Here is a 24,343-nt window from a genome sequence, read left to right on the forward strand (position 1 = left end):
GGCACCCAGCGACGCCCCACGAGAGACCGTGTCCTACATTCCGAAACTCGCCTGCCGGCCCATACTCGCCTGCTTTCGCTCCGGGGGAGATTTCGAATGAACACTCTGATCGTTGACGGCCGGCGGGCCCATGGGCGCCGCCAGTCGGGCGCTGCCAGCGGATGAAGGCATCGCCAGGCGCTCGCAGCTGGATGGCCGCCGGAGTGCGCCATGAATTGCTCACGCGGGCGCTTCCCGCGCTTCGCCACGAAATGGCCGCGCCGGTATCCGTGATTCGCATGAGCGCGCTTCTGCTGAAACGCCAGATGTCGGCCCCGAGCGAAGCGGACATCCCCGCCTGGACCGAGCGGGTGGGCTTGATCGAAGAACAGGTCGCGGCACTCGCGCTCGGCGTTCACGCCTTGCGCGACTGGGAGCTGTCGACCGATGACGAGGGCATCACCCGAGGCGATCTCGTGGCGCGTTGCACGGCGCTCATGCGGGTGGCTTTCGAGCTGCGCGGCATTCGTATCCAGGTCGCCGACGGGCTTTCGCCGGTGGAAGGCGAAAGGCGCTTTCCGTGCGGGGCGGCGCTGCGCTACATGTTTCTCGGGGCATTGGGCTATTTGCACGACAGCGTGCCCAATATCGGAGAGATCCAGGTCGAGCCCGACGGAGAGGATGCACTGCGTCTCTCGGCCCGACCCGGTGAATCCGCGCCCGCCGATCCGTTGGCTCATGCGCATCGCGCGCCCCGCGCGCTGGCCATCGACGCCATTGCGCTGCAATCGCTGGCCGAAGGGCTGGGTTATGCGTTGTCTGTCGAAGCCGACACCGTGTGCTTCGCACTTGGCACTGCGCTGGCGCCGGCCTGAACGCCGCGGGTGGCCGGGGTGGCCGAGGCTCCCGGGGTGGATGCGTCATCGACCTCCGCCATCATCCGGATGCTGCGCTTGACGCGGCCGGTCATCTTCTCGTTCAGGTGCGTCCATCCGCGATACATCGGCACCACGACCAGCCAGCCCACACCGATGACGCCGCCCAAGGCACCCATGTACTCCCAATGCATCGGTTCCATCTCTGTCCGCTCGGCCAAAAATGGCAATGGTAGAGCAGTCGCAAGGCAGCCATGGAGCCGCTGAATGGTGGCGTCAACAGCACGCCAGGGCGCCGGTGCGGCGGGTCGACAGCAATGCCCGAAGTTTCGCTGGCGCGACCGGCTTGGTCAGGAGCATCACGCCGTCCTGGCGCAAACGCTGGAGTGATTCGGGCCCGGTCGCGCCCGACACCAGCACCGTCAGCGCATCGGGCTGAAGCCGGCGCGTGTCCTCGATCACTTCCATGCCGTCTTCATCGCCGGCCAGTTGCAGGTCGCAAAGCACGACGTCGAAATGCGCATCCGATCGGTCGAGCCGCGCGAGTGCTTCCTTGTGCGTGGATGCGCAGTCGACACGGCAGCCCCAGAGTTCGAGCAGGGTCCGGCTGGCGTCGAGGATGGCGGGATCGTCGTCCACCACCAGGCAATGCAGGCCCGCCAGCGGCGCCGGAATGGCGGGTTCTGGTCTGGGCAGCGCCACCCGCCGGGGATCGGCAATCGGGAGATCGAGCGCGAAGGTGCTGCCGGCCTGAAGCGCCGACCGCACGCTGATGCGCGTGCCGAGCAGCAGCGCAATCCGAGCGCAGATCGACAAGCCCAGGCCGAAGCCCTGGCGGCGGTCGCGTTCGGTGTTCGCCACCTGGTAGAACTCTTCGAAGATGCGGGCCTGATGGATGGGTGCGATGCCGACGCCGTTGTCGCGGACCTCGATGCGCACGCTGCGACCCCTGCGCCGCGCGACCACGAGCACCGTGCCGTCCGCCGGCGTGTGGCGAACCGCGTTGCTGACCAGATTGCCCACGATGCGCAGCAGCAAGGCAGGGTCGGTATGGACGGCAAGGCCGCGGTCCTTCCACATCAGCCGCACGCGCGCCGCCTTGGCGGGAGCGGCATGCTGTGCGTCGAGCTGATCGAACACGGCGGCCAACGAGACGTTGGCGCTTGTCGGCGTCAGCACCTGTGCATCGAGCCGCGAGATCTCCAGAAGATCGTCCAGCAGCACGCCCATGAAGTCGGTGGCCTCCTGCAGGCGAAGCACGGCCGGCCGCTGGGCAGGGCTGGCCGTGGGCAGCAGCCCATCGATGAACAGGCCCATCGCATGCAGCGGCTGGCGCAGGTCATGGCTTGCCGCAGCAAGAAAGCGCGCCCGCGACAGCGCCGCCTGCTCCGCCTCGGCCATGCGTTGCAATGCGACCGCAGTGGCTTCGCGCACCTGCTCGTCGCTCAGTTGCCGGTTGCGCTGAAGGCGTTCAGCCAGTCGGTTGATGTCGTGCGCGAGGTTGACGAATTCATGCGGTGCGCGGTGCGTGCGGGCGCTCGCATCGCGGTCGTCTTCCGCCGCCAGCGTCACGACATTGCATCGCGCGTCGAAGCGGCCGGCCTCCAGCGCAGCGACGGTGCGAGAGATCCGGCGCAGCGGCTGCACGACGGCCCGGGCCGTGTGCCGCACCCACGCCCAGGCGAGCAGCAGCGCGATCATCGCAATGCCGATCCCCGCCATCAACGAGCGGGTGCGTTCGTGCGCATAGGCGGTGGTGTCGCGGAAGGTCTGGACCAATCCGATCGGGGCGTCGCCCGCGGCGGTTGCGCCTGCCGGTGCAAAGGCGCTGGTCGGTGAGGCTTCGCGCAAGTTGATGGGCGCCGTGAACGTGCGAAGCTGACCCAGCGGAGCCGGCTTCGGACCGGCGGTGACGAAGATGCCCGCGCCATTGCTGATCTCGACGCGCGTGGCCTGGCCACCGCGCAATGCGGCATTGGCGACGTTCTGCAGCGCGGGCACGTCGCCCGCGTAGAGGCTCAGGTCGGACATGGCCGCGACCTGCTTCGCGACCGACTGCCCTTCGGTGTCGAAGGCGGCTTCGAGTGTGACGAGCCGGCTGTTCGTGAACCAGCCGGTGAGCGCCAATGCCACTGCCGCACACGGCACCACGCCGAGGCGGAACAGGTCGCGCTGAAGACTACCCTCGACCTGCAGGTCGCGGCTTTCCGCGGCGGGCGGATCGCTCGGGCGCACTTCCGAAGCCGGGGCGACCAATGGATGGGGAGGCGCGGCGTTCATCGGACTGCGGTGACCCGCTCCGTGAGTTCTCGTTCATCAGGCAACCGCAAGCCCAGCCCGCGTGCCACGGTGGTGTTGACGCGCACCGTTGCCGGCGCCGCCGGCTCGACCATGACACCGGCACCGCCGTTCGCTGCCAGTTTCTGGCCCATCGCGCGAGCCTGCCGCGCCATTTGCGTCGGCGTCGACACGGCAGCGGCCAGGCCGCCGGAACGCACCAGCCCGTCGTTCGTGCCGAAGACAGGAAGGCCCGCGCCCGCGCCGGCGCGCAGCACCGTGAGGGTGGCAGCCTGGTTGTCGCCGATCATGTCGGGCAGCACGAGCAGGGCATCGCTGTGCGGCACCAGAACCCGCAGCGCCGCAGCCAGCGCTTTCGCATCGGGGGCATATTCGACCTGGAGGTCCCAGCCTTGGGCGGCCGCCTCCATCTCGCGCACCACGGGCTCCGATTCGGCGGTTGCCACCACGCCGAGCCGGCGCTTGTTCGGCAGCACGGCAGCGATCAATGCAAGCTGGTCGCTCATGGCCGGCTCGCGAAGCACCACGCCGATCTGGCGATCGGGGTTTCGCAGGGCCGGGCTCATCTTCAGGATCTCGTAGTCGAGCCGGCTCAGCATCACGAGCACCAGCGGATCCTGTCCGGGTCTCTCCACCGCCACACGTGCGGCAATCATTCCGACGGCCATGGTGATCGGCATGTCCGCGCTCGCGGGGCCGCTTCCGCCGCCTGCCTTCGGCGGACTCATGGCGCGGGGCTGATCCATGCCGGGTGCTCCGGCTGCTACCTGGACGAGGTCAATCGGGCTACCCGCCTCCTGGGTCTCGCGCAATTGCACGACGAAGTCCTTGTGGGCCGCGTTGTCGTCCGCCATCAAGACCGTGAGCCCGGCCGCGCTCGCGACGCTCCATGCCGCCGCACCGCAGCCAAAGGCAGTGGCGATGGAGATGGCCGCAATGGCGCTCCGCTTCTGGAGCAATGGGGGGAAACGGTTCGCAGGCATGAAGCTGCATTCGCAGTGAGTCTTGGGACCCAATGTACGGATGCGGCTCTTTGCGCGCGATAAGGCAGAGGGCTTATGTCGCCTGCGCGGGCTCGCATCGTGAGAGGGCAACGCCGCATCCTCGCCGTGGTGCGGTCTATGTCTGACGGCGTAAGGGCGAACCCAGCCACAACTCAGCAAGGCCGTCAGGCGACTTCGCGCACGGCTGCCAATTGGGCGCAGATCGCCTGGCGCAGCAGCTTGGGCGAGACCGGCTTGTACAGCACGGCCACACCGGCGCTCGCGACTTCACGCAAGCGGTCAGGCTTGGTTTCGCCGGTGACGAGCAGCCGCGCGGTCGACGGCCCGATGCCGTTCGGATGCCGTTCGAGCGCCGCCAGCACGTCCAGCCCGTTGTCGCCGCCTTGCAGGAGCAAATCGCTGATCACCACATCGGGCGGTTCGGTCCATGCGCTCGCGAGCGCCAGCGCTTCGGCGCGGGTCTGGGCGGCCATCACTTCGGCGCCCCAATTCGAGAGGACGACCTGCAGACCTTCGATGATCGTGCGCTCATCGTCGATGACCAGCACGCGGATGTCCTGCAGGCTCGCCTCGTCCTCGGCGATCGCGCCGGCCAGCAAAGGAGCAGGCAGGCTGGTCGGGATCACCGGCTCGGTCGCGCGCACCATCACGCGCACGCAGGTACCCTCGTCGGGGCGCGAGTTGAGCGTGACCCGTGTGTTCAGCAAGGCGGCCAGCCGCTGGACAGTGGCAAGGCCCAGTCCCATGCCGCGCGTGCCGCGGCTGCCGGGGCGGCCGTTCGGGTCGACCTGATAGAACTCCTCGAACACTCTTGCCTGATGGTGTGCCGCGATGCCGATGCCCGTGTCCCAGACATCGATGCGGATGGCTTTGCCGCGCCGGCGTGCACCGATCAGCACGCCGCCTTCGGCGGTATGCCGAAGCGAATTCGAGACCAGGTTGTTGAGGATGCGCGACAGCATCACATAGTCGCAGCGTACCCATGCGTCGGTCTTGCGCACGACCAGCCGCAGGTTCTGCTGCTCGGCCACTGCCCGGAAGTTGCGGCTGATCTCGTCGAAGAGCGTGTCGAGCGCGAAGTCCGCCCATTGCGGCTGCAGCACGCCGGCATCGAGTTGCGACAGATTGAGCAGTTCCGTGAAGAGCCTGTCGAGCGATTCGACGCATTCGCGGATGTGGCCGATGCGCTGCAGGCGTGCCGGGTCGGTTTCGCCGTTGGCCAAGCCATCTGAAAACAACGTGAGCGCGTGCAGAGGCTGCCGCAGGTCGTGGCTGGCCGCTGCGAGCAGCCGCGTCTTGGCCTGGCTCGCGACTTCGAGCTGCTGGTTCTTTCTCGCGAGTTCGGCCGTGGCGTTGGTGATGCGGATCTCGAGCTGGCTGCGGCTCTCCGACAGCGCGCGTGCCGCCTGGTTGAAACCATCCTGCAGGCGACGGACCTCGGCCGTGCCCTGGACCTTCACCTGAGCCTCTTCGCCCGCGCCGAGCCGATCGACGGCTTCTCCGAGCTCGCGAATCGGCGCGCTGATGCGTCGCGCCGCCCACCAGCCCGCCAGTCCGACGCCGACCAGGCTTGCAAGAAGCACCAGGAGCACGTTGATCCACACAGCTTGCCTGGCACTCTCGACGGCGGAGAGGCTCGTCTCGACCATCACCTTGCCGGCGTGCCTGCCGTCGTCCCCGATGATGGGCGCGATCACGCGCAGCCCTTCGCCGCGCTTGCCGGTCGTGCTTTCCGAACTGGCGACGATCTCCCCGTCTTCAGACCAGATCTGCACTTGCTGCACATGCGGCTGATGGCTGCCCGACTGCGCCGTGCGTTGCAGCGCGCGACGATCCATGTGCTGAATCTGCGATTGGGCCACCGTGGCGACCTGCAGTGCGACCGTCTGCGCGTTGGCGCGCATCAACTCGGTCACGTTGGCCAGGTGCTGGCGGGTCAGCACCCCGATCGCGCCCAAGGTGGCGACCATGGCCGGCAGCAGCGCCAGAAGCACGAGTTGCTGCGCCAGCGTGAGGCGCAGCCGACGGAGGGCGCGAGGGGGCCAGGTCATGGAGGAATGGCGAAAAATGACACGTGCATGAGTAAGATGGTTTTTAATTGTGTTCTCGACTGTATGGGTTTGACCAGCCTTGCCTCCATCGCATCCCGACCGGACTGGTTCCGGTCGCCGGCGCGGAGCGTCGGCGTGATGCTGGCGCGAGCGGCCTTGGTCCTGCTTCTGACTTGTCAGGCGGTCGCTTCGGCACAGACGGCTTACCCGCCGGCCGGCACGGCCACACCTTTGCGCTTCGGCATCCTGCCGCTGGGCGGCGCCTTCGAGTCGCGCAACGACTGGGAGCCCTTGCTTGGTGACATGAGCCGCGCCATCGGCCGGCCGGTCACGATGCTTTCAGTGACCTCGTACGAGGCGCTTGAGCAGGCCATCCAGCGCAATCAGGTCGACATGGCCTTCCTCTCCGGCAAGATGGCGCTCGACGCCGTGACGCTGCGTCGCATGAACGTCGTGGCGCAGGTGACCCGCCACGACGGCCTGCCTGGCTATCGCGCCTTGCTGTTGACGCGCAAGACCGGCGACTACACGAGCCTGAAGAGCCTGCTGGCCGAGCCGGAGAAGTGGCGCATCGCGCGCGGAGAGAGTCGATCGGTGTCGGGCTTCATCGTGCCGCAATTGCAACTCTTCCTGCCCAACCACATCGCCATGGAAACGCGCTTTCGCAGCGAAGTGGTCGGCACGCACCAGGCGACAGCGCTGGCGGTCGCCAATGGCGAGGCGGATGTCGCGACCAACAACACGGCCGACTTTGAACGGTTCAAGTTCCAATTCCCCGCCGAGGCGGATCGGCTGCAAGTCATCTGGGAATCCGAGCTCATTCCGCATGCGCAGATCGTCATCCGGCGCGAATACGAGCCCGCGTTCCAGAAGCAGGTGCAGGGCTTTCTTGTCGAATATGCGCGCAGCAGGGGGCCGCGCGGAGATTCGGAGCGTGCTGTCCTGAAGTCGCTCCACGACCTTGCAGGTTTCATGGCGGCGGACAACACGTCATTGTTGCCGGCCGCAAAACTGGCCTACCAACTGGCTCGGCAGAGCGCGATGACTTCGCAATGGGTGAATGAAGCGGCACGCCAGGCGCGCCTGCAGCGCATCGAGACCACTTACGCCGACCAAGTGAGCGCGTTGCGCGGCGAAAGCCGTTGAACTTCGCGCGAGCGCAAGGCACGATAGTTCCTTCGCCGTAAGCCGCCATCTCACCGTAGGCCATCAGCCGGATTTGTTGCCGCGGCGGCGGGGACGAAACTGGGTGTTTCGACTGAGGCCTTGGCCGGAGGTTTTGTGAACGGCGAAGCGGATACCGTCCTTGGAGATGCGGCGCCGGGCTGGTTCGGCAAGCTGCCGGGTATGCACGACTTCGCGCATCGCCGCCTGCCGGCCGGGTTCAGCGAAGACTGGGACAACTGGTTGCGCACGGGTCTCGGACGGATTCGGGTCCGTCATCAGGACCAAAGCGAGCGCCGCCTCGATGCGCCGCGCTGGTGTTTCGTGCTCGGAAATGGTGTCGTCCAGACGCCATCGTGGATCGGCGTTCTCATTCCTTCGGTTCCGTCCGATGACGCAATGGGGCACTTCCCCTTCACGCTCGTGACTGAGTTGCTGTCTTCACATGCCGAACTCACGGGCGAGGCGCTGGCGAGCGTGCGCCAGTGGTGGGTGCTGGCCACCCGCGCCGTTTGCCAGGCACTGGAAGACAAGCTCGACGCGGTCGGCTTTGAAGTGCTGCTGCATCAGCTCTTCGAGAGCCGCGCTGCGCCTGTGGCCGACGACAAAGGAGCCGTGCTCGCGTTGCCCGTGGTGGGGCAGTCGCTGTGGTTCACCGACCCGACAGCCGAAGGGGGCTTGGGAATGGCAAGCCAGGGCTTGCCGCAGGACGACCAGTTCGAAGCACTCTTCGGCGGTGCCGGCGCAGCCGCACCGGGCGCGGAGGACGCATGAATCGACCGGCCGCACCCAGGGCGAAGACCGCGCTCCTGAGCGAAGGCCCGACCGTTGCGCCGACGATTGCGCCGACCTTGCGACCTCCGCCGCGCAACCTTGGAGCGGGGTTGCTGGCGGTCGGCAGCCGGCTCGCTGAATTCGAGGTGACACGCATCGTCGGCCAGGGCGGCTTCGGCGTCGTCTATGAGGCTTGGGACCCGATCCTCGAGCGCGTCGTGGCAATCAAGGAATACCTGCCGACGGCGTTGTCGGCGCGCAGGATGGACGGCGTGGTCGTGCCGCTGTCCGAGCGGCATCGCGAAACCTTCGAACTGGGCATGCGCAGCTTCATCAAGGAAGCGCGCCTGCTGGCGCAGTTCGGGCACCCGTCGCTGCTCAAGGTCTACCGCTTCTGGCAGGAGCGCGGCACGACCTACATGGTCATGCCGTTCTATCGCGGCGACACGCTCAAGCAGGCGCTGGCCGCGTTGACCGGCGGTGCCGAAGAAGGCTGGCTGCTGCGCATCATGGACGGCGTCACCCAGGCGCTGGCGGTGATGCACCAGGCACAGTGCTACCACCGCGACATCGCGCCGGACAACATCATCCTGCTCGAAGGCTCCGGCCGGCCGGTGGTGCTCGATTTCGGGGCGGCCAGGCGCGTGATCAGCGACAGGACACAGATCATCACCGTGATCCTCAAGCCGGGCTATGCGCCTGTCGAGCAATACGCCGAGACGCCTGACATGGCGCAAGGCGCGTGGACCGACGTTTACGCGCTGGCCGCGGTCATGCATGTCGCGGTATGTGGCCGCGCGCCGCCGCCTTCGGTGGCACGCCTTCTTGCGGACAGCCATCGGCCACTGGCGCAGGACGAAGCGCTGCGCCGGCGGTACAGCGAGCGGCTGCTGGCGGCGATCGACGCGGGGCTTGGCGTGAGACCGGAGTCGCGTCCGCAATCGATGGCGGCATTTCGGGAGGCCATGGGTCTCGAACCGATCGCGGCGCCGATGCGTCCGGTTCCGGTTGTCGGGCGGCGCACGGCACCTGCAGGCTTGCCGCCGCCGACTTCGCCGACTTCGCCGACTTCGCCGACTTCGCCGACTTCGCCGACTTCGCCGCCGCAGGCACCGACGGGCGTCGAACGCAAGAGGCGCTTCGCTCTGACACCCATCATGGCCGTGGCGCTGGCGGTGGCCGTCCCGATCGTCATCGCCGTCCTCGTTGCATGGCAGGCGTTCGGCGCCCGCTGAAATGGACTTGAAAGTGACACTGAAAGTGAAAGGCGCCCCGGTGGACTTGGAGATCGTCAGCCTGTCGAGGCAGGGCGACCGGCAGTACAACGAAGACGTCTTCGGCCAATGGAGGGACGAACGCTTCGTCGCCTGCGTGGTGGCCGATGGTGCCGGGGGCCATGGCGGCGGCGATGTCGCGGCCGAGATCGCCTGCGCCAGCGTGCTCCAGGGCTTTGCAGCGGCGCCGGGGCTCGAAAGCGGCAGGCTCCGGCACCTGCTGGAGGAGGCCAATCGCGCCGTGGTGGCGCGCCAAGCCGAAGGCGGCAGGCTGGCCGCGATGCGCTCCACCGTCGTCATGGCCGCCATCGATCTTCATGCGCATGAGATCGCATGGGCGCATACCGGCGACAGCAGGGCCTATCTGTTTCGGGATCGGGCCATGGTGACCCGTACCGTCGACCACAGCTTCGTCCAGCAGATGGTGAGCAGCGGATTGATCGACGAGGAACACGCGAGGCAACATCCGCGACGCAATCTGCTGCTGTCGGCGCTTGGCGCTCCCGACGAAGAGCTCGACGTCGAAGTGTCCAGGCGCATGCCGCTCGTGGCGGGAGATGCGGTGCTGCTGTGCAGCGACGGCGTCTGGGAGGTGCTGGGGGACGTCCGGCTGTGCGAGACGCTGCGGGCCTCGCGCGACGCGAGCGAGTGGATCGCGAAGATCGGGGATGAAGTCAGCGCGCAGGCGGTGCCCGGGCAGGACAACTACACCGCCGTCGCCATTTGGCTCAATGGAGGCCTGAACCGATCCTGACCGCGCATCGGCTTGCGTCCGGCCGGTCAATCCCGTACGCTGGATTGCCGTCCAGACGACGCGCGGCCCGGTCGGGCCGTTCGGCCGTCTCCGGGGTGTCGAGGAGACCCACTCATGCCAAGCCGATCGAACGGCCTCGCGGCCGAAATGGAAGCGGTGCGGACGCTGGCGCTCGTTGGAGCGTCCGCTTCCGGCAAGACCACGCTCGCCGAGGCGCTGCTCCACAGAACAGGCGCCATCGGCGCACCGGGCAGCGTCGAACGCGGCAGCACCGTCAGCGACCACGATCCGCTCGAGCGGCGAATGCAGCACTCGCTGAACGCGTCGATCATGCATATGACGCATGCGGACACGCGGATCCACTTCATCGACACGCCCGGCGGCTCGGACTTCCTGGGCCAGAGCCTGCCAGCCCTGGAAGCCGTCGAAACAGCAGCGATCGTCATCAACGCCAGCACCGGCGTCGAGCAGATGGCTGTACGCATGATGGAATACGCGGCGTCCCGGCATCTCACGCGCATGGTGATCGTGAACAAGATCGATGCACAGGGCGTCGACCTGCCGGGGCTGCTGGCGCAGATCCAGGCCGCGTTCGGCCGCGAATGCCTGCCGCTGAACCTTCCGGACGACAACGGCAACCGCGTGGTCGACTGCTTCTACAGCCGCGACGGGCATTGCGACTTCGGCGCTGTCGACGCTGCGCACCGCGCCCTCGTCGAACAGGTGGTCGAGGTCGATGCGGCCTTTGTCGATCGCTACCTGAACGATGGGGATGTCGATCCGAGCGAGCTGCATGCACCGCTCGAGCAGGCGCTGCGTGAAGGCCATCTGATCCCCGTCTGCTTCGTATCGGCGCGCACAGGGGCGGGCGTGGCGGAACTGCTCGACGTGATGGTCAAGCTGCTGCCGGATCCGACCGAGGCCAATCCGCCGGACTTCCTCGTGGGAGAAGGGGCCTCGGCTGAACCCATGGCGGCTCGGCCGGACCCTTCATTGCACGTGCTGGCGCACGTGTTCAAGGTCACGGTCGATCCTTACGTGGGCAAGATGGGCATCTTCAGGGTGCACCAGGGAACCGTGACCCGCGACAGCCAACTCTTCGTGGGCGATGGCCGCAAGCCCTTCAAGGTCGGCCATCTCTTCATGCTGCAGGGCAAGGACCATGTGGAGGTGTCGCGCGCCCTTCCCGGTGACATCGTCGCCGTGGCGAAGGTCGACGAGATCCGCTTCGACTCCGTTCTGCACGACGCGGCCGAGGACGACCATGTTCATCTGGCGCCGCTGGAGTTTCCGGTGCCGGTACACGGCCTCGCCATCGAGCCCAAGCGGCATGGCGACGAGCAGCGCATGTGGGAAATCCTCGGCAAGCTGGTGGGGGAAGACCCGTGCCTGCGTGTCGAGCACGTGGCCGCGACCAATGAATCGGTGGTGTACGGGCTTGGCGAGTTGCATCTGCGGGTATTGCTCGACCGCCTGAGGGAGGTGTATCGCTTCGAGGTCAACACGCGCCCGCCGCGGATTGCCTACCGGGAAACAGTGACGGCACCGGCCGAGGGCCATCATCGCCACAAGAAGCAGACCGGCGGCGCGGGCCAGTTCGGCGAGGTGTTTCTTCGCATCGAGCCGCTGGCGCGCGGCGAAGGCTTCGAGTTCGTCGATCAGGTGAAGGGCGGAACGATCCCCGGCCAGTTCATTCCCGCCGTTGAGAAGGGCGTGCGCGAGGTGCTGACGACCGGCGCGATCGCCGGTTACCCGGTCGTCGACGTGCGCGTGGTGGTCTACGACGGAAAGCACCACAGCGTCGACAGCAAGGACATCGCCTTCGCCACGGCGGGCCGCAAGGCGTTCATGGCCGCGATCCGCGACGCGCGGGCGATCGTGCTGGAGCCTATCGTGCAGATCGAGATCGCCGCACCCGATAGCGCGGTCGGCGACGTCACGGGCGACCTGTCGTCGCGACGCGGGCTCGTGACCGGCACGTCGAATCTGGCGGCCGGCACGATCGTCGTTCGGGGCCAGGTGCCGATGTCGGAGTTGTCCAGCTATCAATCGCGGCTCAACGCGATGACCAGCGGCCAGGGGCGCTACACGATCGCGTTGTCGCATTACGAAGCCGTGCCGCCCAGCGTCCAGCAGACCTTGATGGGCCAACACCGCGTGCGCGACGAAGACTGAGGCCTGCAAGCGTCAGATCCGCGTCGAGTCGAAATCGCTGTCGCTGCCGGCGCCGGGTCTTCTCGAATGCGCAAGCGGCTGGTCGGTGGGAAGAAAGCGCGTGAAGAGATCCTGCGCGAAGGCGCCGCCGCTGCCGTCGGGCGGTGCGGCCGTGAAGTAGAGCCCTCGCCAGCGCGGCGAGCGCGGTCCCTGGCCATTGCCGAAGAGGCAGTCCGCCGTAGCGCGAAGGCCCGGTTGCAGCGACCGGACCTGCTCCACGAAGGCATGGATCGCCCGCCGCTCGGCCGGGTGTTCGCTGGAACGGAAAAGCGCCATCCGCAGTGCATACATGCGCTGCATGAACTCCGCGAAGAGTCCGTCCAGCTGGGTGTCGGCCGGCGCGCGAGGCGATGCGTCGTTGCGCAGCCGATGACCGAGCGCCTGCGAGAGAACTTGCTGCGGCAGCGAGTCGCGCACGACCTGATAACCGTCGAGGCGCTCCAGGCCGGTCACCACGAGATAGACCGGCAATTGAATGCGCAGATGCTCCGCTGTTTCCTGCACGAGCGTGCGCAGCCGTTGGGCGACCGTTGCCCTGCCGCGTGCAGTGTCCAGCAGCATCGAGACGCTGACGCACACCACGATGCCGTTGAGCGGCAATCGCTTGCGGCGCTCCGCGAGTTCCAGCAGGGCGCAATACCAGAGGCTGCGATCGCTGGGGCTCTGCGGGTCGGCCGTCCAGTGCGGATCGATGTCGATGGCGATCATCGACGTCAGTCGCTGCCAATGCCAGAAGGCAAATGGCTGGCTGGCGCTGTCTGGTGGTGCCGACGAACGACCGCTCGCTGCAGCGAGCAGATCGGGCGCGTTCGCCAGGGGATCGCCCACGAACAGGAACCATGGGATGGCGTAGAGCGGATTGCGCACCGCACCCGAAGGCTTCACATTGGCGAGTGACTGCAGCTGGCTGGCGAGGGGCGCCTTGATTCTGATGACGTCGGCGTCTGTGGGCGACACGTGGCCCTCCGCGGAATTTTCGATGCACATGCGCAAGCGCCGCCGACGCGAGGCCCGGCCAGAACCCAGCAGCGCCCACCACAGGCTGAGGAAGGCGAGCAGGCACGCCACGAGCAAAGACCAGAAATGAGCGGGTATCGAAGTCATCGCATCAGCGTGGAACCGTCTCGAGAAAGACGAAGTCGGCGATCACCTGCGCGCCGGTATCAGCCGTCGCCAGCGACTCTCGCAAACGCTGCAGGTAGGCGGAGGCCAGCTCGAACGGTGGCCTGTCCGCGGTATCGCTGAAGGGAGTCGGCGATGACAGTGCCGTGAGGAGCACGGTGCCGAACGGCGGTGCCACGAGCCAGCTCGCGGGGATGTCCTTGCCCAGTTCGATCACTTCGCTGGCCCGCACGCGCGGCTGGCCTCTGCCCGCGTTGAGATGCATCACCGCACCGTCGGCGGTGTAGTAGTCGACCCAGAGATAGCCTTCGTACTTGGCGTTCGTCACCTGGAACAGCACGGGATCGCCCTCGCGCAGCCTGCCATGGTGCGCGGTCGAAGCCTCCACCTTCAGGCCGAAGCCCATGTCACGGTTGCGGGCCTGGTGGGTCTTCAGGATCGCAACCACCTCGCAATGAGGCCAGACCCGCAACTGGAGGTCGAAGCTTGCGGCACTGACTCCCGGAAGGGCGCGCACATCCTCCTGCACCTTCGCCACCTGCTCGGATTGAGACACGAAGCCGCTGACCTGGACCATCCCGTCCGGTGTGACCGCCGCCGAAAGATCCGTGCAGGCGTAAGTCTGCAGCTGCTGGTCGACACGCTGGACGAGCGTGGGCGGTGATTCCCGAGGCGACGCCATCAGCACCGAGAACAGATAAGCCAGCGGAATGGCGGCTGCCAGCGCGGCGCCCGTGCGCAACAGCGCCCGCTTGCGGCCTTGCGGATCGCGCGGGCCCGGCGGATCGGGCATGCCATAGGGCTGCGGAGTGATGTGATCCTCGGCCAGTTTTTCCAGGCATGCAGGTTGGATTGCCAACTGCTTGCCGTGGAGCTCCTTGAGCTTGCCAAGTTCGCCACGGTCGTCGCCTTCAAAGTAATACTGGCCCTTGAAACCAAGCGCCAGTGCGTGCCAGTACACCTCGCGCACTTCCTGCTCGCCAGCAGGCAGCGCGGAAAGATGGTGGAAGAACTCGCTGTGTGCATTGTTCGAATTGAAGAGCAGGACTTGCAGCGGCTCCGTCCCGTCCGCGCAATCGGGATGCCGGGCGAGGATTTCGTCGATCCAGGCCACCATCGCAAACAGCGCGGATTCGACCTGTTCTGCCGGCTTGTCCAGCTTGCGAGCGGCCGCTCGGGCCTCTTCGAGGAGCATGCGTGCCTTGCGCCGGGCCGCATCGCATGAGCCATTGACGCGGCCTGCGGCGATCGATGCATCGAGCGCGAGGCCAAAGGAGAGCAGGGGCGAAAAGCAGTCGAGCAGGCGCGCCATGCGGAGCTCGCGGCTAGGCTTTGCTGGCGACGGGGTGGACGCTGCGATTGCGCCCGCATCGATGGCACATGGCCGTTTTTCCCTGTCGTTTCTGGATTGGGAAACGATTCTTTCATGCGCGCGGGCGCGCGCTATACCGCTTGGGAGCTATGTCGTTCGTAGGCAAATCCGCCTTGATGCGGGCGGGTTTCGCCGGTATCTTCGGCGTGCTGAGTTCATCAATGATGGGGCAAGCCATGAAAATCCTGATCGCCGACGACCACCGGCTCGTCATCGAGGCGGTCAAGGCCAAGCTGTCGGAACTGCAGTCCGAAATCGAATTCGTCCTGGCAATGAGCGTCGACGAATTGCTCGCCGGTGCATCCGACGACATCGACCTGGCCATGATCGACCTGAACATGCCGGGCGCCGAGGGCCAGGCTCACATCGACGAGATTCGCCGCCGGCACCCGGCGGTCCCGGTGATCGTGCTTTCCGGCTACGAAGATCCGGCCATCATGCGCAGTGCGCTCGAGCGGGGTGTGCTTGGCTTCATCCCCAAGGCCTATTCACCCGAGGTGATGCTGTCGGCCGTGAGGCTGGTGCTGGCCGGTGGCATTTATGTGCCGCCGATGATGTTGTCGGCCGTGCCGCCGGGCGTCATCGCAGGGATTCCGGGTACCGAGGGGGCACAGCGTGGGTCGGCCGCGGCTTCCGCACAGACACTGGAGCATCTTCGCAATGTGCTGACGGAGCGGCAGGTCGAGGTGCTGCAGCTCCTGTCGCAGGGCAAGCCCAACAAGCTGATCGGGCGTGCGCTGGGCATCAGCGAAGGCACCGTCAAGATCCACCTTGCTGCGATCTTCCGCGCGCTGAACGTGCGCAACCGGACAGAGGCGGTCGTTGCCGCGCAGTCGCTGACCGAAGCCTGAGGGGTCGGCGCCTTTATCCTCGGGCGATGGCCCTGGATCTTGCAAACTTCGACGCGGCGATCATCGACCTCGACGGCACGTTGATCGACACCATCGGCGATTTCCTCATCGCCTTGAACCGCATGCTCGATGAACTCGACCTGCCGCACGTCGATGCACCGACAGTGACGGCCATGGTCGGCAAAGGCTCGGAGCACCTTATCCACTCCGTGCTCCAGCAGGTGCGAGCTACTTCTTTGGATGAGACCGCGTGGTTCGATCGCGCGTGGCCGCGCTACCAGCACCACTATCTCGCCATCAATGGTCAGCATGCCGCGGTGTACCCCGGCGTCGTGGAAGGCCTTGCGGCCCTGCAGGCGCGCGGTCTGCGCCTGGCCTGCCTGACGAACAAGCCGACCGCCTTCGCGCGGCCCTTGCTGGCCGCCAAGGGGCTGGACAAATTCTTCGACGTCATGTTCGGCGGCGATGCCTTCGAACGCAAGAAGCCCGACCCACTGCCGTTGATCAAGGCTTGCGAAGCGCTGGGCGCTCCACCGGCGCGGACCTTGATGATCGGCGATTCGAGCAACGACGCGAGGGCCGCGCGCGCCGCCGGTTGCCCCGTGGTGCTGGTCACCTATGGCTACAACCATGGCGAACCGATCCGCGGCGTGGACGCGGACGGGTTTGTCGATTCGCTGGCAGAGATCGGCGCGTAGCCCAGGCGGCCTGCCTGCGCTACTTGCCGAGCAAGGCGTCCTTCAGCTTCCAATCGGCAGGCGCGGGGCCGAGCCAGATCCGCATCAGTGCGTTGAAGAAGGCTTGCTCCTTGATGGGCTCACCCTGCGGAACGCCTTTCACCGAAATTACCGTGCCGGTGCCCGGCGCCCAGTCGACGGTGAAGGTGTCGCCTGCCTTCAACTGCTTCTGGTCCGAGAAGATCTGGCTCATGCGCAGCAGGCCGGGAATCAGTTGCGACATCTCTGCCTTGGGCGAGTTGTCTTCCACGCCGCGGGTGAAGAGCTTGCCCAGCTCATTCGAGTCGATATCGCGCAGCATGGTGATGCTCATGCGCTTTGCACCCGGTGCGGCGAGCACTTCTTCGGGGCTCGCCGCCTTCTTGCTCAGGTAGAGACCGGCCGTATAGACCTTGAACACAGCCTTGTAGCGAACGCCCGCGCCATTGAGTTGCAGCTTGCTTCCGTGCAGATCGAGGGCTTCATCGATCTTGACGCCTCCGACATCGATCTGGGCGGCCAACGTCGCATGCGACGCAAGAGTGAGGGCGGTCAGCGCGAGTGCGCGCCGAAGAGCAAGCTGAAACATCAATTCCTCCTTAGGTTCTGGGGTGCGAAAAGCGTGCAATGTATCTTTTTGTACCTTCGTTGTCCCTCGGCTAAACTCCGCATTCCATGTTCATTCATCACGTCATTCAGACAGGTCAAGGCAGCCGGGGAGCCTGGCCTTGGCGCACGCCATCGACGTTGCTTGCTTGATTGCACGGCGCACGCCGTGCGCCCGAGGCCCTCAGTCACCCTGAACCGGCCAGCCTTGAATGACCCCGCCAGCGACCACGTAGCGTCCGCTGGCCGACGGAGACCCCACCGTGATCACTGAACTCGAATTCAAAAGCCTCAGCGCGCAGGGCTACAACCGCATACCGCTGATGGTCGAGGCCTTTGCCGACCTCGAAACTCCGCTTTCCCTCTATCTGAAGCTCGCCTACACCAAGGACAGCGGCAAGCACAGCTTCCTGCTCGAATCGGTCGTCGGCGGCGAGCGCTTCGGTCGCTACAGCTTCATCGGATTGCCAGCCCGCACGCTCTTGCGGGCCAGCGGCTTCGGTGCTGATGCCGTGACCGAGGTCGTCACAGATGGCAAAGTCGTGGAAAAAGCCCACGGTAATCCGCTCGACTTCGTTGCGGCTTACCAACAGCGTTTCAAGGTTGCGCTGCGACCGGGGCTGCCCCGCTTCTGCGGCGGCTTGGCGGGGTACTTTGGCTATGACGCTGTGCGGCACATCGAGAAGAAGCTCGAAAAGACCTGCCCGCCCGACACCCTGAACTGCCCGGACATCCTCTTGCTGCAATGCGAGGAACTGGCGGTCATCGACAACCTCTCGGGCAAGCTCTATTTGATCGTCTACGCCGACCCCGCTCAGCCGGAGGCTTACGCCAACGCGAAGCGGCGCCTGCGCGAACTGCGCGAGCAGCTCAAATATTCGGTGAGCGCCCCACAGGTGCGACCGACGCAGGCACACCCTGCGCAGCGCAGTTTTGCCAAGGCCGACTATCTTGCAGCCGTCGAGCGGGCGAAGGAACTGATCGCCGCGGGCGATTTCATGCAGGTGCAGGTGGGCCAGCGCATCAGCAAGCGCTACACCGAGTCCCCGCTTTCGCTCTACCGCGCCTTGAGGTCGCTCAATCCGTCGCCCTACATGTATTACTACCACCTCGGTGACTTCCACGTGGTCGGCGCTTCGCCGGAGATCCTCGTGCGCCAGGAGCGCACCGGGGGCGGCGAGCAGAAGATCACCATTCGGCCGCTTGCTGGCACGCGTCCGCGCGGTGCGTCGCCGGAACTGGACAAGGCGGCCGAGGTCGAGCTCATCAACGATCCGAAAGAGCGCGCCGAGCACGTGATGCTGATCGATCTGGCGCGCAATGACATCGGCCGCATCGCAAAGATCGGCAGCGTCAAGGTCACAGAGGCATTCGCCGTCGAGCGCTACAGCCATGTGATGCACATCGTGAGCAACGTCGAAGGCACGCTGAAAGAGGGCATGACTGCGATCGATGTCCTGAAGGCCACCTTTCCGGCCGGCACGCTGACCGGTGCGCCCAAGGTTCACGCGATGGAGTTGATCGACCAGCTCGAGCCCACCAAGCGGGGCATTTACGGCGGCGCCTGCGGATACATCAGCTATGCCGGCGACATGGACGTTGCGATCGCCATTCGCACCGGCATCGTGAAGGACCAGATGCTGCACGTGCAGGCGGCGGCCGGCGTGGTTGCCGATTCGGTGCCCGAACTCGAATGGAAAGAGACCGAGGCGAAGGCTCGCGCCTTGCTCCGGGCAGCGGAACTCGTCGAGGAGGGGCTGGAATGAACGCCGCAGAAAACCAGACCGACGACTTTTCTCACGAGATCATCGGTGCCGCCGTCGAAGTGCAGCGGGTACTTGGCATCGGTTTGGACGAGGAGGTCTACGCAGCCGCTTTCGCCATCGAACTCGCCGAGCGCGAAATCGGATTCTTGCGTGACGTGCCGGTGTCGGCCAGCTACCGGGGCCGCTCGCTCGGCGAAGTCTGCCGGGCGGGCTTCGTGGTGGAGCAATCGACCGTGGTTGAGGTGAAGGCCGTGGATGCGCTCACCGACTTGCATCGAGCGCGGGCGCAAGCGGCAGTTCGCTTGTCGGGGCTCAAGCTGGGGCTCCTCATCAACTTCAACGTGTTTCCGGTTGTCAAGGGCGTCTACCGGATCGGAGCCAAGCCATGAAGCTTCTGATGATCGACAACTACGACAGCTTCACCTACAACCTGGTGCAGTACTTTGGTGAACTTGGCGCCGATGTCGAGGTGCATCGCAACGACGAGATCACGCTTGATGAGTTGCGTGAACGGATGGCCGGTGGCGTAGGGCGACTGGTGATTTCGCCGGGGCCGTGTTCGCCGACAGAAGCCGGCGTCTCAGTGGAAGCCATCCGCGAATTTGCCGGCCGGTTGCCCATCCTCGGTGTGTGCCTGGGTCATCAGGCAGTCGGTGCAGCCTTTGGCGGAAAGATCATCCGCGCACAACAACTGATGCACGGCAAGACAAGCGAGATCAGCACCACGGGCGAAGGCGTATTTGCCGGCTTGCCTGAGAAGTTCAGCGTCAACCGCTATCACTCGCTCGCCATCGAGCGAGCGACGTGCCCTGTTGACCTGGCGGTCACCGCATGGACATCCGACGGCGAAATCATGGGCGTGCGGCACACGGGCTTCGCGCATGATGTCCGGATCGAGGGCGTGCAGTTTCACCCTGAGTCGATTCTTACGGAGCACGGCCATGCGATGCTCAAAAACTTCCTGGATTGAGACATGACCACCTCCGAATCTCTCGTCGACCTGCGCAGCGACACAGTCACGCAGCCTACCGCCGCCATGCGAGAGGCCATGCTGGCCGCGCCCCTGGGCGACGACGTCTTTGCCGACGACCCCAGCGTCAATGCGCTCCAGGAGCAGATCGCCCGGATGCTTGGCTTCGAAGCGGCCCTGTTTGTGCCGACAGGCACGCAGAGCAATCTCTGCGCGATCCTTTCTCATTGCCAGCGCGGCGACGAGTACATCGTGGGTCAGCAAGCGCATTGCTACCGGTGGGAAGGCGGCGGGGCGGCAGTCTTCGGCAGCGTGCAACCGCAGCCGTTGAATCACCAGCCGGACGGCACGCTAGCGCTCGAGGACATCGAAGCCGCCATCAAGCCCGACGATGCGCATTTCGCGCGGACGCGGCTGCTGGCGCTGGAAAATACCCTCGGCGGCAAGCTGCTGCCCTTTGCCTATGTGGAGCAAGCGACGCAACTCGCCCGACGCAAGGGATTGAGCCGTCACCTCGACGGCGCCCGGCTCTTCAATGCGGCAACGGCGCAGGCTGCTCAGCAGGGAACTCAGGTGCGTGACGAAGCGCGGCGCATTGCGGGGTGTTTCGACAGCGTCTCGGTGTGTTTCAGCAAGGGGCTTGGGGCGCCGGTAGGGTCCGCACTCTGTGGATCTCGCGAATTCATCGCGCGTGCGCATCGCATTCGCAAGATGGCCGGCGGCGGCATGCGTCAGGCCGGCGTACTGGCCGCGGCTGCCTCCCATGCGCTGGAACACCACATCGATCGCCTTTCGCAGGATCATGCGCTGGCGATCCGCCTGGCGAATGGCCTTGCCGGAATCCCAGAGCTGAAAGTCGAGCCACCGCAGACCAACCTGGTCTTCGCCGATTTGCAGGGGGAGGCGCGCGATCGATCCGCAGAACTGCTGGCACATCTGAAGAAGAACCGCGTGCTCGCGACCGGGCTCTATCGGCTGCGCTTTGCGACGCACCTGGACGTCGATGCGCAGGGCATCGATCGCTCTCTTGAAGCGATCCGGAGCTTCTTTCGCGCCTGAGCTGCCGCAGCGACCCAATCCACTGAACCGAACGAGACATCCACATGCCCATCACTCCCCAGGAAGCGCTGCAACGAACCATCGAGCACCGGGAGGTGTTCCACGACGAGATGCTGCACATCGTGCGGCTCATCATGAGCGGCGAGTGTTCGCCCGTGATGATGGCGGCGCTCATCACCGGCCTGCGAGTCAAGAAGGAAACCATCGGCGAAATCACGGCAGCGGCGCAAGTCATGCGCGAAGTCGCGACGAAGGTGCCCGTGGCGGACACGACGCGCCTTGTCGATATCGTCGGCACCGGGGGCGACGGCTCGCACACCTTCAACATCTCCACTTGCTCGATGTTCATTGCGGCCGCTGCGGGCGCGAAGGTCAGCAAACACGGCGGCCGGAGCGTGAGCAGCAAGTCTGGCAGCGCCGATGTGCTCGAGTCGCTCGGCGTCAACATCAACCTGAAGCCCGATCAGATCGCCAAATGCATTGCCGAGGTGGGCATCGGATTCATGTTCGCGCCGAACCATCATCCGGCCATGAAGAACGTCGCGCCGGTGCGCAAGGAACTCGGAATCAAGACGATCTTCAACATCCTCGGTCCGCTGACCAACCCGGCGGGCGCGCCGAACATCCTCATGGGCGTGTTCCACCCCGATCTCGTCGGGATCCAGGTACGGGCGCTCCAGCGTCTGGGCGCCGAACACGCGCTGGTCGTTTATGGTCGCGACGGAATGGATGAAATCTCACTCGGGTCCGCAACCATGGTGGGCGAACTCAAGGGCGGCGAAGTTCGCGAATACGAGCTCCATCCGGAGGACTTCGGCTTCTCGATGTCGAGCAACCGCGCGCTGCGCGTCGAAACACCGGAGCAATCCAAAGCGATGCTTCTTGGCGTGCTGGAGAACCAGCCCGGACCAGCCCGAGACATCGTGCTGTTGAATGCAGGCGCGGCACTCTACGCGGCGAATGTCAGCGAGTCGATTGCAGCCGGCATCGAGCGTTCGCGCACCGCACTCGAATCCGGAGCAGCGAAGACCAAGCTGGCCGAACTCGTTGCCGCCACCGCGGCTGCAACCTGAGGAGGGCATCGGACATGTCGGACATTCTTGAGAAGATCATCGCCGTCAAGCACGAAGAACTCGTCGCGGCAAAGAAGCGTGCCCCGCTCGAAGCAGTGCGCTTCGACGCGGAAAGCCGCGTGTTGACACGCGACTTCACTGGTGCGCTGCGCGCGAAGATCGCCGCCGGCGCGGCCGCCGTGATTGCCGAGGTCAAGAAAGCCAGTCCAAGCAAGGGCGTCCTGCGAGCAGATTTCATCCCGGCGGACATCGCGCAAAGCTATGCCGAGGGAGACGGTAAGGTCAGTGCGGCTTGCCTGTCCGTGCTGACGGATCGGCAGTTCTTTCAAGGCGGCGTCGACTACCTGAAACAGGCGCGCGCATCGTGCGATCTGCCGGTGATCCGCAAGGATTTCATCGTCGATGCGTATCAGGTGTACGAATCGCGCGCGATGGGGGCCGACGCGATCCTCCTCATTGCCGCCTGTCTTGACGATGCCCAGATGCGTGATTTCGAGACGATCGCGGTCGCACTCGGCATGGCGGTATTGGTCGAAGTACATGACAGCACTGAGCTCGAACGCGCGCTGCGGCTCAAGACGCCGCTGATTGGTGTCAACAATCGCAACCTGCGCACTTTTGAGGTGTCGATTCAAACGACGATAGACCTTCGCGCGCAGGTGCCGCCCGATCGCCTGCTCGTGACGGAGTCCGGTATCGCGACCCGTGATGACGTCGCGAAGCTGAGAGCTGCCGGCGTCCACGCATTCCTGGTTGGAGAAGCCTTCATGCGTGCTGACGAACCAGGCGAGGCCCTCGCTGATCTTTTTCGATGAGCGCCGATCAACTCGCGACCTGTGACCCGGCTGACTGGCCTGTCGCGCCCGGGTGGCAGTCGTTGGTGAGCCAGTTCTTCGATTCGGCAGTGGGGCAAAAGCTGCTCGCTTACCTGCGTGAACGCCTGGAAGGGGGTGCCGTGATCTTCCCGCCGCGGCCATTGCGGGCGTTGGAGTTGACGCCGCCGAGCGATGTTCGGGTGGTGATCCTTGGCCAGGACCCTTATCACGGACGCGGCCAAGCCGAGGGGCTTGCCTTTTCAGTGGCTCCCGGCGTGGCATTGCCCCCGTCGTTGCGCAACATCTTCAAGGAGCTCGAACGGGATCTGGGCACGCCGCCGCCCAAGTTCCCTGACCCCGGGGGTAGCCTCGTGAAATGGGCGACTCACGGCGTCCTCTTGCTCAACACATGTCTGACGGTGGAAGAAGGCCGCCCGGCCAGCCATTCGGGGCGCGGTTGGGAAATCTTGACGGACGCCGTGATCCGGCATGTCGCGCAAGGAGAACGGTCCGTGGTCTTCATGCTCTGGGGCGCGCATGCGCAGAGCAAACGCACATTGATAGATACAGGTCGACACAAAGTATTGACGGCGAACCACCCATCGCCGCTCTCCGCCTTGCGTCCGCCGGTCCCCTTCATCGGCTGCGGTCACTTCGGCCAGGCGCGTGCGTGGAGGGAGGGGAACTGCGCCTGAGGGGGTCGGTAAGTACTTGATTTCATGCGAGAATCGCGGGCTCGGCGCAAAACACGCCGGTCCGAGCCAACCCGTTCCGGTTTGCCTGGCCGAAGGTGCGAGCGAGAGCATGATTTGCCAAGGCTGCGATCGACCGGCCAAGGTAACCGTGCTATATTCCGAGGTTCGCCGGAGAGGTGGCCGAGTGGTTAATGGCAGCAGACTGTAAATCTGCCCTCTTACGAGTACGCTGGTTCGAATCCAGCCCTCTCCACCAGCGAATTTGGATTTTGCAGAGCGCTTGAATGTGATGTGCAGAGCCGAAGCGAAAGCAAGGCTCTGTCCTAGCTGCGGCGCAGTCCGGTCTAGGGGCTGTGTCGTTGTGCGGGAGTAGTTCAATGGTAGAACCCTAGCCTTCCAAGCTAATGACGCGGGTTCGATTCCCGTCTCCCGCTCCAGCGTCTGCATTTGGTGCTTCTGTGGTTTGGTTTTATAGATATCGCCCATTTGGCTCAGTGGTAGAGCACTCCCTTGGTAAGGGAGAGGTCGCGGGTCCGATTCCCGCAATGGGCACCAGTTCTTGGGGTTGCAGCCTGGTGGCTGCAACCCCATGTCAGTGTGTTGATCTAGTTATTTTTCGGAGTCGAGAAAATGGCAAAAGGAAAATTCACCCGCACGAAGCCGCACGTGAACGTGGGCACGATTGGTCACGTTGACCATGGCAAGACGACTCTGACGGCGGCGATCGCGACGGTGCTGTCGGCGAAGTTCGGCGGCGAAGCCAAGGCCTACGACCAGATCGACGCGGCGCCCGAAGAGAAGGCGCGCGGGATCACGATCAACACCGCGCACGTGGAGTACGAGACGGCCAACCGTCACTATGCGCACGTGGACTGCCCGGGGCACGCTGACTATGTGAAGAACATGATCAC

23 protein-coding genes and 3 tRNA genes are annotated in these 24,343 nt (G+C 65.2%); 19 read left to right on the plus strand and 7 right to left on the minus strand.

The features are described from left to right. Nucleotides 1-191: 191 nt before the first annotated feature. Entirely contained in the window at nucleotides 192-854 is a 663-nt protein-coding gene (locus tag AC1DEK_RS28505; RefSeq protein WP_478128687.1) for a hypothetical protein, read from the plus strand. On the opposite strand, the gene AC1DEK_RS28510 is transcribed toward AC1DEK_RS28505, so the two are convergent. The 4 genes from AC1DEK_RS28510 to AC1DEK_RS28525 form a co-directional block, all read right to left on the minus strand. Further along, on the minus strand, nucleotides 788-1,057 hold the full coding sequence (locus tag AC1DEK_RS28510) for a hypothetical protein (RefSeq protein ID WP_478128688.1): 270 nt from the start codon (nucleotides 1,055-1,057) through the stop codon (nucleotides 788-790). The two genes, AC1DEK_RS28505 and AC1DEK_RS28510, sit on opposite strands and share 67 nt — an antisense overlap. A gap of 73 nt (nucleotides 1,058-1,130) precedes the next feature. Continuing rightward, complete coding sequence (locus tag AC1DEK_RS28515) at nucleotides 1,131-3,134, minus strand: sensor histidine kinase (RefSeq protein WP_478128689.1); 2,004 nt, start codon at nucleotides 3,132-3,134, stop codon at nucleotides 1,131-1,133. Next, on the minus strand, nucleotides 3,131-4,135 hold the full coding sequence (locus AC1DEK_RS28520; protein ID WP_478128690.1) for an ABC transporter substrate binding protein: 1,005 nt from the start codon (nucleotides 4,133-4,135) through the stop codon (nucleotides 3,131-3,133). The genes AC1DEK_RS28515 and AC1DEK_RS28520 overlap by 4 nt, the downstream gene beginning before the upstream one ends. Nucleotides 4,136-4,320: 185 nt before the next feature. Beyond that, nucleotides 4,321-6,207, minus strand: a complete 1,887-nt coding sequence (locus tag AC1DEK_RS28525; protein ID WP_478128691.1) for an ATP-binding response regulator — start codon at nucleotides 6,205-6,207, stop codon at nucleotides 4,321-4,323. 138 nt (nucleotides 6,208-6,345) lie between these two features. Here AC1DEK_RS28525 and phnD point away from each other — a divergent pair, with 138 nt between their 5' ends. The 5 genes from phnD to fusA all read left to right on the plus strand — a co-directional run bounded on the left by phnD (nucleotide 6,346) and on the right by fusA (nucleotide 12,348). Next, nucleotides 6,346-7,353: a phosphate/phosphite/phosphonate ABC transporter substrate-binding protein gene (gene phnD / locus AC1DEK_RS28530; protein ID WP_478128711.1), complete on the plus strand. Its 1,008-nt coding sequence runs from the start codon at nucleotides 6,346-6,348 to the stop codon at nucleotides 7,351-7,353. Nucleotides 7,354-7,488: 135 nt separating this feature from the next. Beyond that, nucleotides 7,489-8,145, plus strand: a complete 657-nt coding sequence (gene tagF / locus AC1DEK_RS28535) for a type VI secretion system-associated protein TagF (protein WP_478128692.1) — start codon at nucleotides 7,489-7,491, stop codon at nucleotides 8,143-8,145. Beyond that, nucleotides 8,142-9,380 carry a serine/threonine-protein kinase gene (locus AC1DEK_RS28540; RefSeq protein ID WP_478128693.1) on the plus strand — a complete coding sequence of 413 codons (1,239 nt, stop codon included), beginning with the start codon at nucleotides 8,142-8,144 and terminating at the stop codon, nucleotides 9,378-9,380. The genes tagF and AC1DEK_RS28540 overlap by 4 nt, the downstream gene beginning before the upstream one ends. Nucleotides 9,381-9,393: 13 nt before the next feature. Then, complete coding sequence (locus AC1DEK_RS28545; RefSeq protein ID WP_478128694.1) at nucleotides 9,394-10,173, plus strand: PP2C family protein-serine/threonine phosphatase; 780 nt, start codon at nucleotides 9,394-9,396, stop codon at nucleotides 10,171-10,173. 114 nt (nucleotides 10,174-10,287) lie between these two features. Then, on the plus strand, nucleotides 10,288-12,348 hold the full coding sequence (fusA, locus tag AC1DEK_RS28550) for an elongation factor G (protein ID WP_478128695.1): 2,061 nt from the start codon (nucleotides 10,288-10,290) through the stop codon (nucleotides 12,346-12,348). Nucleotides 12,349-12,360: 12 nt separating this feature from the next. Here the strand turns inward: fusA and AC1DEK_RS28555 are convergent, their stop codons facing one another. Both AC1DEK_RS28555 and AC1DEK_RS28560 read right to left on the minus strand, forming a co-directional pair. After that, a complete protein-coding gene (locus AC1DEK_RS28555; RefSeq protein ID WP_478128696.1) occupies nucleotides 12,361-13,344 on the minus strand; it encodes a type VI secretion system protein in 984 nt (327 codons plus the stop codon). A 151-nt stretch (nucleotides 13,345-13,495) separates the two neighbouring features. Further along, the gene (locus tag AC1DEK_RS28560) at nucleotides 13,496-14,821 is read right to left on the minus strand and encodes a DotU family type IV/VI secretion system protein (RefSeq protein ID WP_478128697.1); all 1,326 of its coding nucleotides are present in this window, start codon (nucleotides 14,819-14,821) and stop codon (nucleotides 13,496-13,498) included. A 236-nt stretch (nucleotides 14,822-15,057) separates the two neighbouring features. Here AC1DEK_RS28560 and AC1DEK_RS28565 point away from each other — a divergent pair, with 236 nt between their 5' ends. Both AC1DEK_RS28565 and AC1DEK_RS28570 read left to right on the plus strand, forming a co-directional pair. Further along, a complete protein-coding gene (locus AC1DEK_RS28565) occupies nucleotides 15,058-15,732 on the plus strand; it encodes a LuxR C-terminal-related transcriptional regulator (RefSeq protein ID WP_478128698.1) in 675 nt (224 codons plus the stop codon). A gap of 26 nt (nucleotides 15,733-15,758) precedes the next feature. Then, a complete protein-coding gene (locus AC1DEK_RS28570) occupies nucleotides 15,759-16,430 on the plus strand; it encodes a phosphoglycolate phosphatase (RefSeq protein ID WP_478128699.1) in 672 nt (223 codons plus the stop codon). A gap of 19 nt (nucleotides 16,431-16,449) precedes the next feature. On the opposite strand, the gene AC1DEK_RS28575 is transcribed toward AC1DEK_RS28570, so the two are convergent. Then, a complete protein-coding gene (locus AC1DEK_RS28575; RefSeq protein ID WP_478128700.1) occupies nucleotides 16,450-17,037 on the minus strand; it encodes a chalcone isomerase family protein in 588 nt (195 codons plus the stop codon). Between the two features lie 280 nt (nucleotides 17,038-17,317). Between AC1DEK_RS28575 and trpE the strand changes: the two genes are divergently transcribed. The 11 genes from trpE to AC1DEK_RS28630 form a co-directional block, all read left to right on the plus strand. Then, on the plus strand, nucleotides 17,318-18,820 hold the full coding sequence (gene trpE, locus AC1DEK_RS28580; RefSeq protein ID WP_478128701.1) for an anthranilate synthase component I: 1,503 nt from the start codon (nucleotides 17,318-17,320) through the stop codon (nucleotides 18,818-18,820). Then, complete coding sequence (locus AC1DEK_RS28585) at nucleotides 18,817-19,209, plus strand: GxxExxY protein (protein WP_478128702.1); 393 nt, start codon at nucleotides 18,817-18,819, stop codon at nucleotides 19,207-19,209. Before trpE ends, AC1DEK_RS28585 begins: the two co-directional genes overlap by 4 nt. Continuing rightward, nucleotides 19,206-19,790, plus strand: coding sequence for an aminodeoxychorismate/anthranilate synthase component II (locus tag AC1DEK_RS28590; protein ID WP_478128703.1), 585 nt, complete (start codon nucleotides 19,206-19,208; stop codon nucleotides 19,788-19,790). The genes AC1DEK_RS28585 and AC1DEK_RS28590 overlap by 4 nt, the downstream gene beginning before the upstream one ends. Before the next feature lie 3 nt (nucleotides 19,791-19,793). Further along, a complete protein-coding gene (gene ltaE, locus AC1DEK_RS28595) occupies nucleotides 19,794-20,849 on the plus strand; it encodes a low-specificity L-threonine aldolase (RefSeq protein ID WP_478128704.1) in 1,056 nt (351 codons plus the stop codon). A 44-nt stretch (nucleotides 20,850-20,893) separates the two neighbouring features. Beyond that, a complete protein-coding gene (gene trpD / locus AC1DEK_RS28600; protein WP_478128705.1) occupies nucleotides 20,894-21,922 on the plus strand; it encodes an anthranilate phosphoribosyltransferase in 1,029 nt (342 codons plus the stop codon). Nucleotides 21,923-21,936: 14 nt separating this feature from the next. Further along, nucleotides 21,937-22,737: an indole-3-glycerol phosphate synthase TrpC gene (trpC, locus tag AC1DEK_RS28605; RefSeq protein WP_478128706.1), complete on the plus strand. Its 801-nt coding sequence runs from the start codon at nucleotides 21,937-21,939 to the stop codon at nucleotides 22,735-22,737. Next, a complete protein-coding gene (locus AC1DEK_RS28610; RefSeq protein WP_478128707.1) occupies nucleotides 22,734-23,432 on the plus strand; it encodes a uracil-DNA glycosylase in 699 nt (232 codons plus the stop codon). Before trpC ends, AC1DEK_RS28610 begins: the two co-directional genes overlap by 4 nt. Before the next feature lie 170 nt (nucleotides 23,433-23,602). Then, nucleotides 23,603-23,688, plus strand: a tRNA-Tyr gene (locus tag AC1DEK_RS28615). A gap of 107 nt (nucleotides 23,689-23,795) precedes the next feature. Continuing rightward, nucleotides 23,796-23,869 (plus strand) — tRNA-Gly (locus tag AC1DEK_RS28620). A 43-nt stretch (nucleotides 23,870-23,912) separates the two neighbouring features. Continuing rightward, nucleotides 23,913-23,987 (plus strand) — tRNA-Thr (locus tag AC1DEK_RS28625). 75 nt (nucleotides 23,988-24,062) lie between these two features. Then, nucleotides 24,063-24,343 (plus strand): GTP-binding protein (locus tag AC1DEK_RS28630; protein WP_478128708.1); only part of this gene is annotated, 281 nt, incomplete at its 3' end.

It is taken from the genome of Variovorax sp. 10N420 (genome assembly GCF_056394705.1).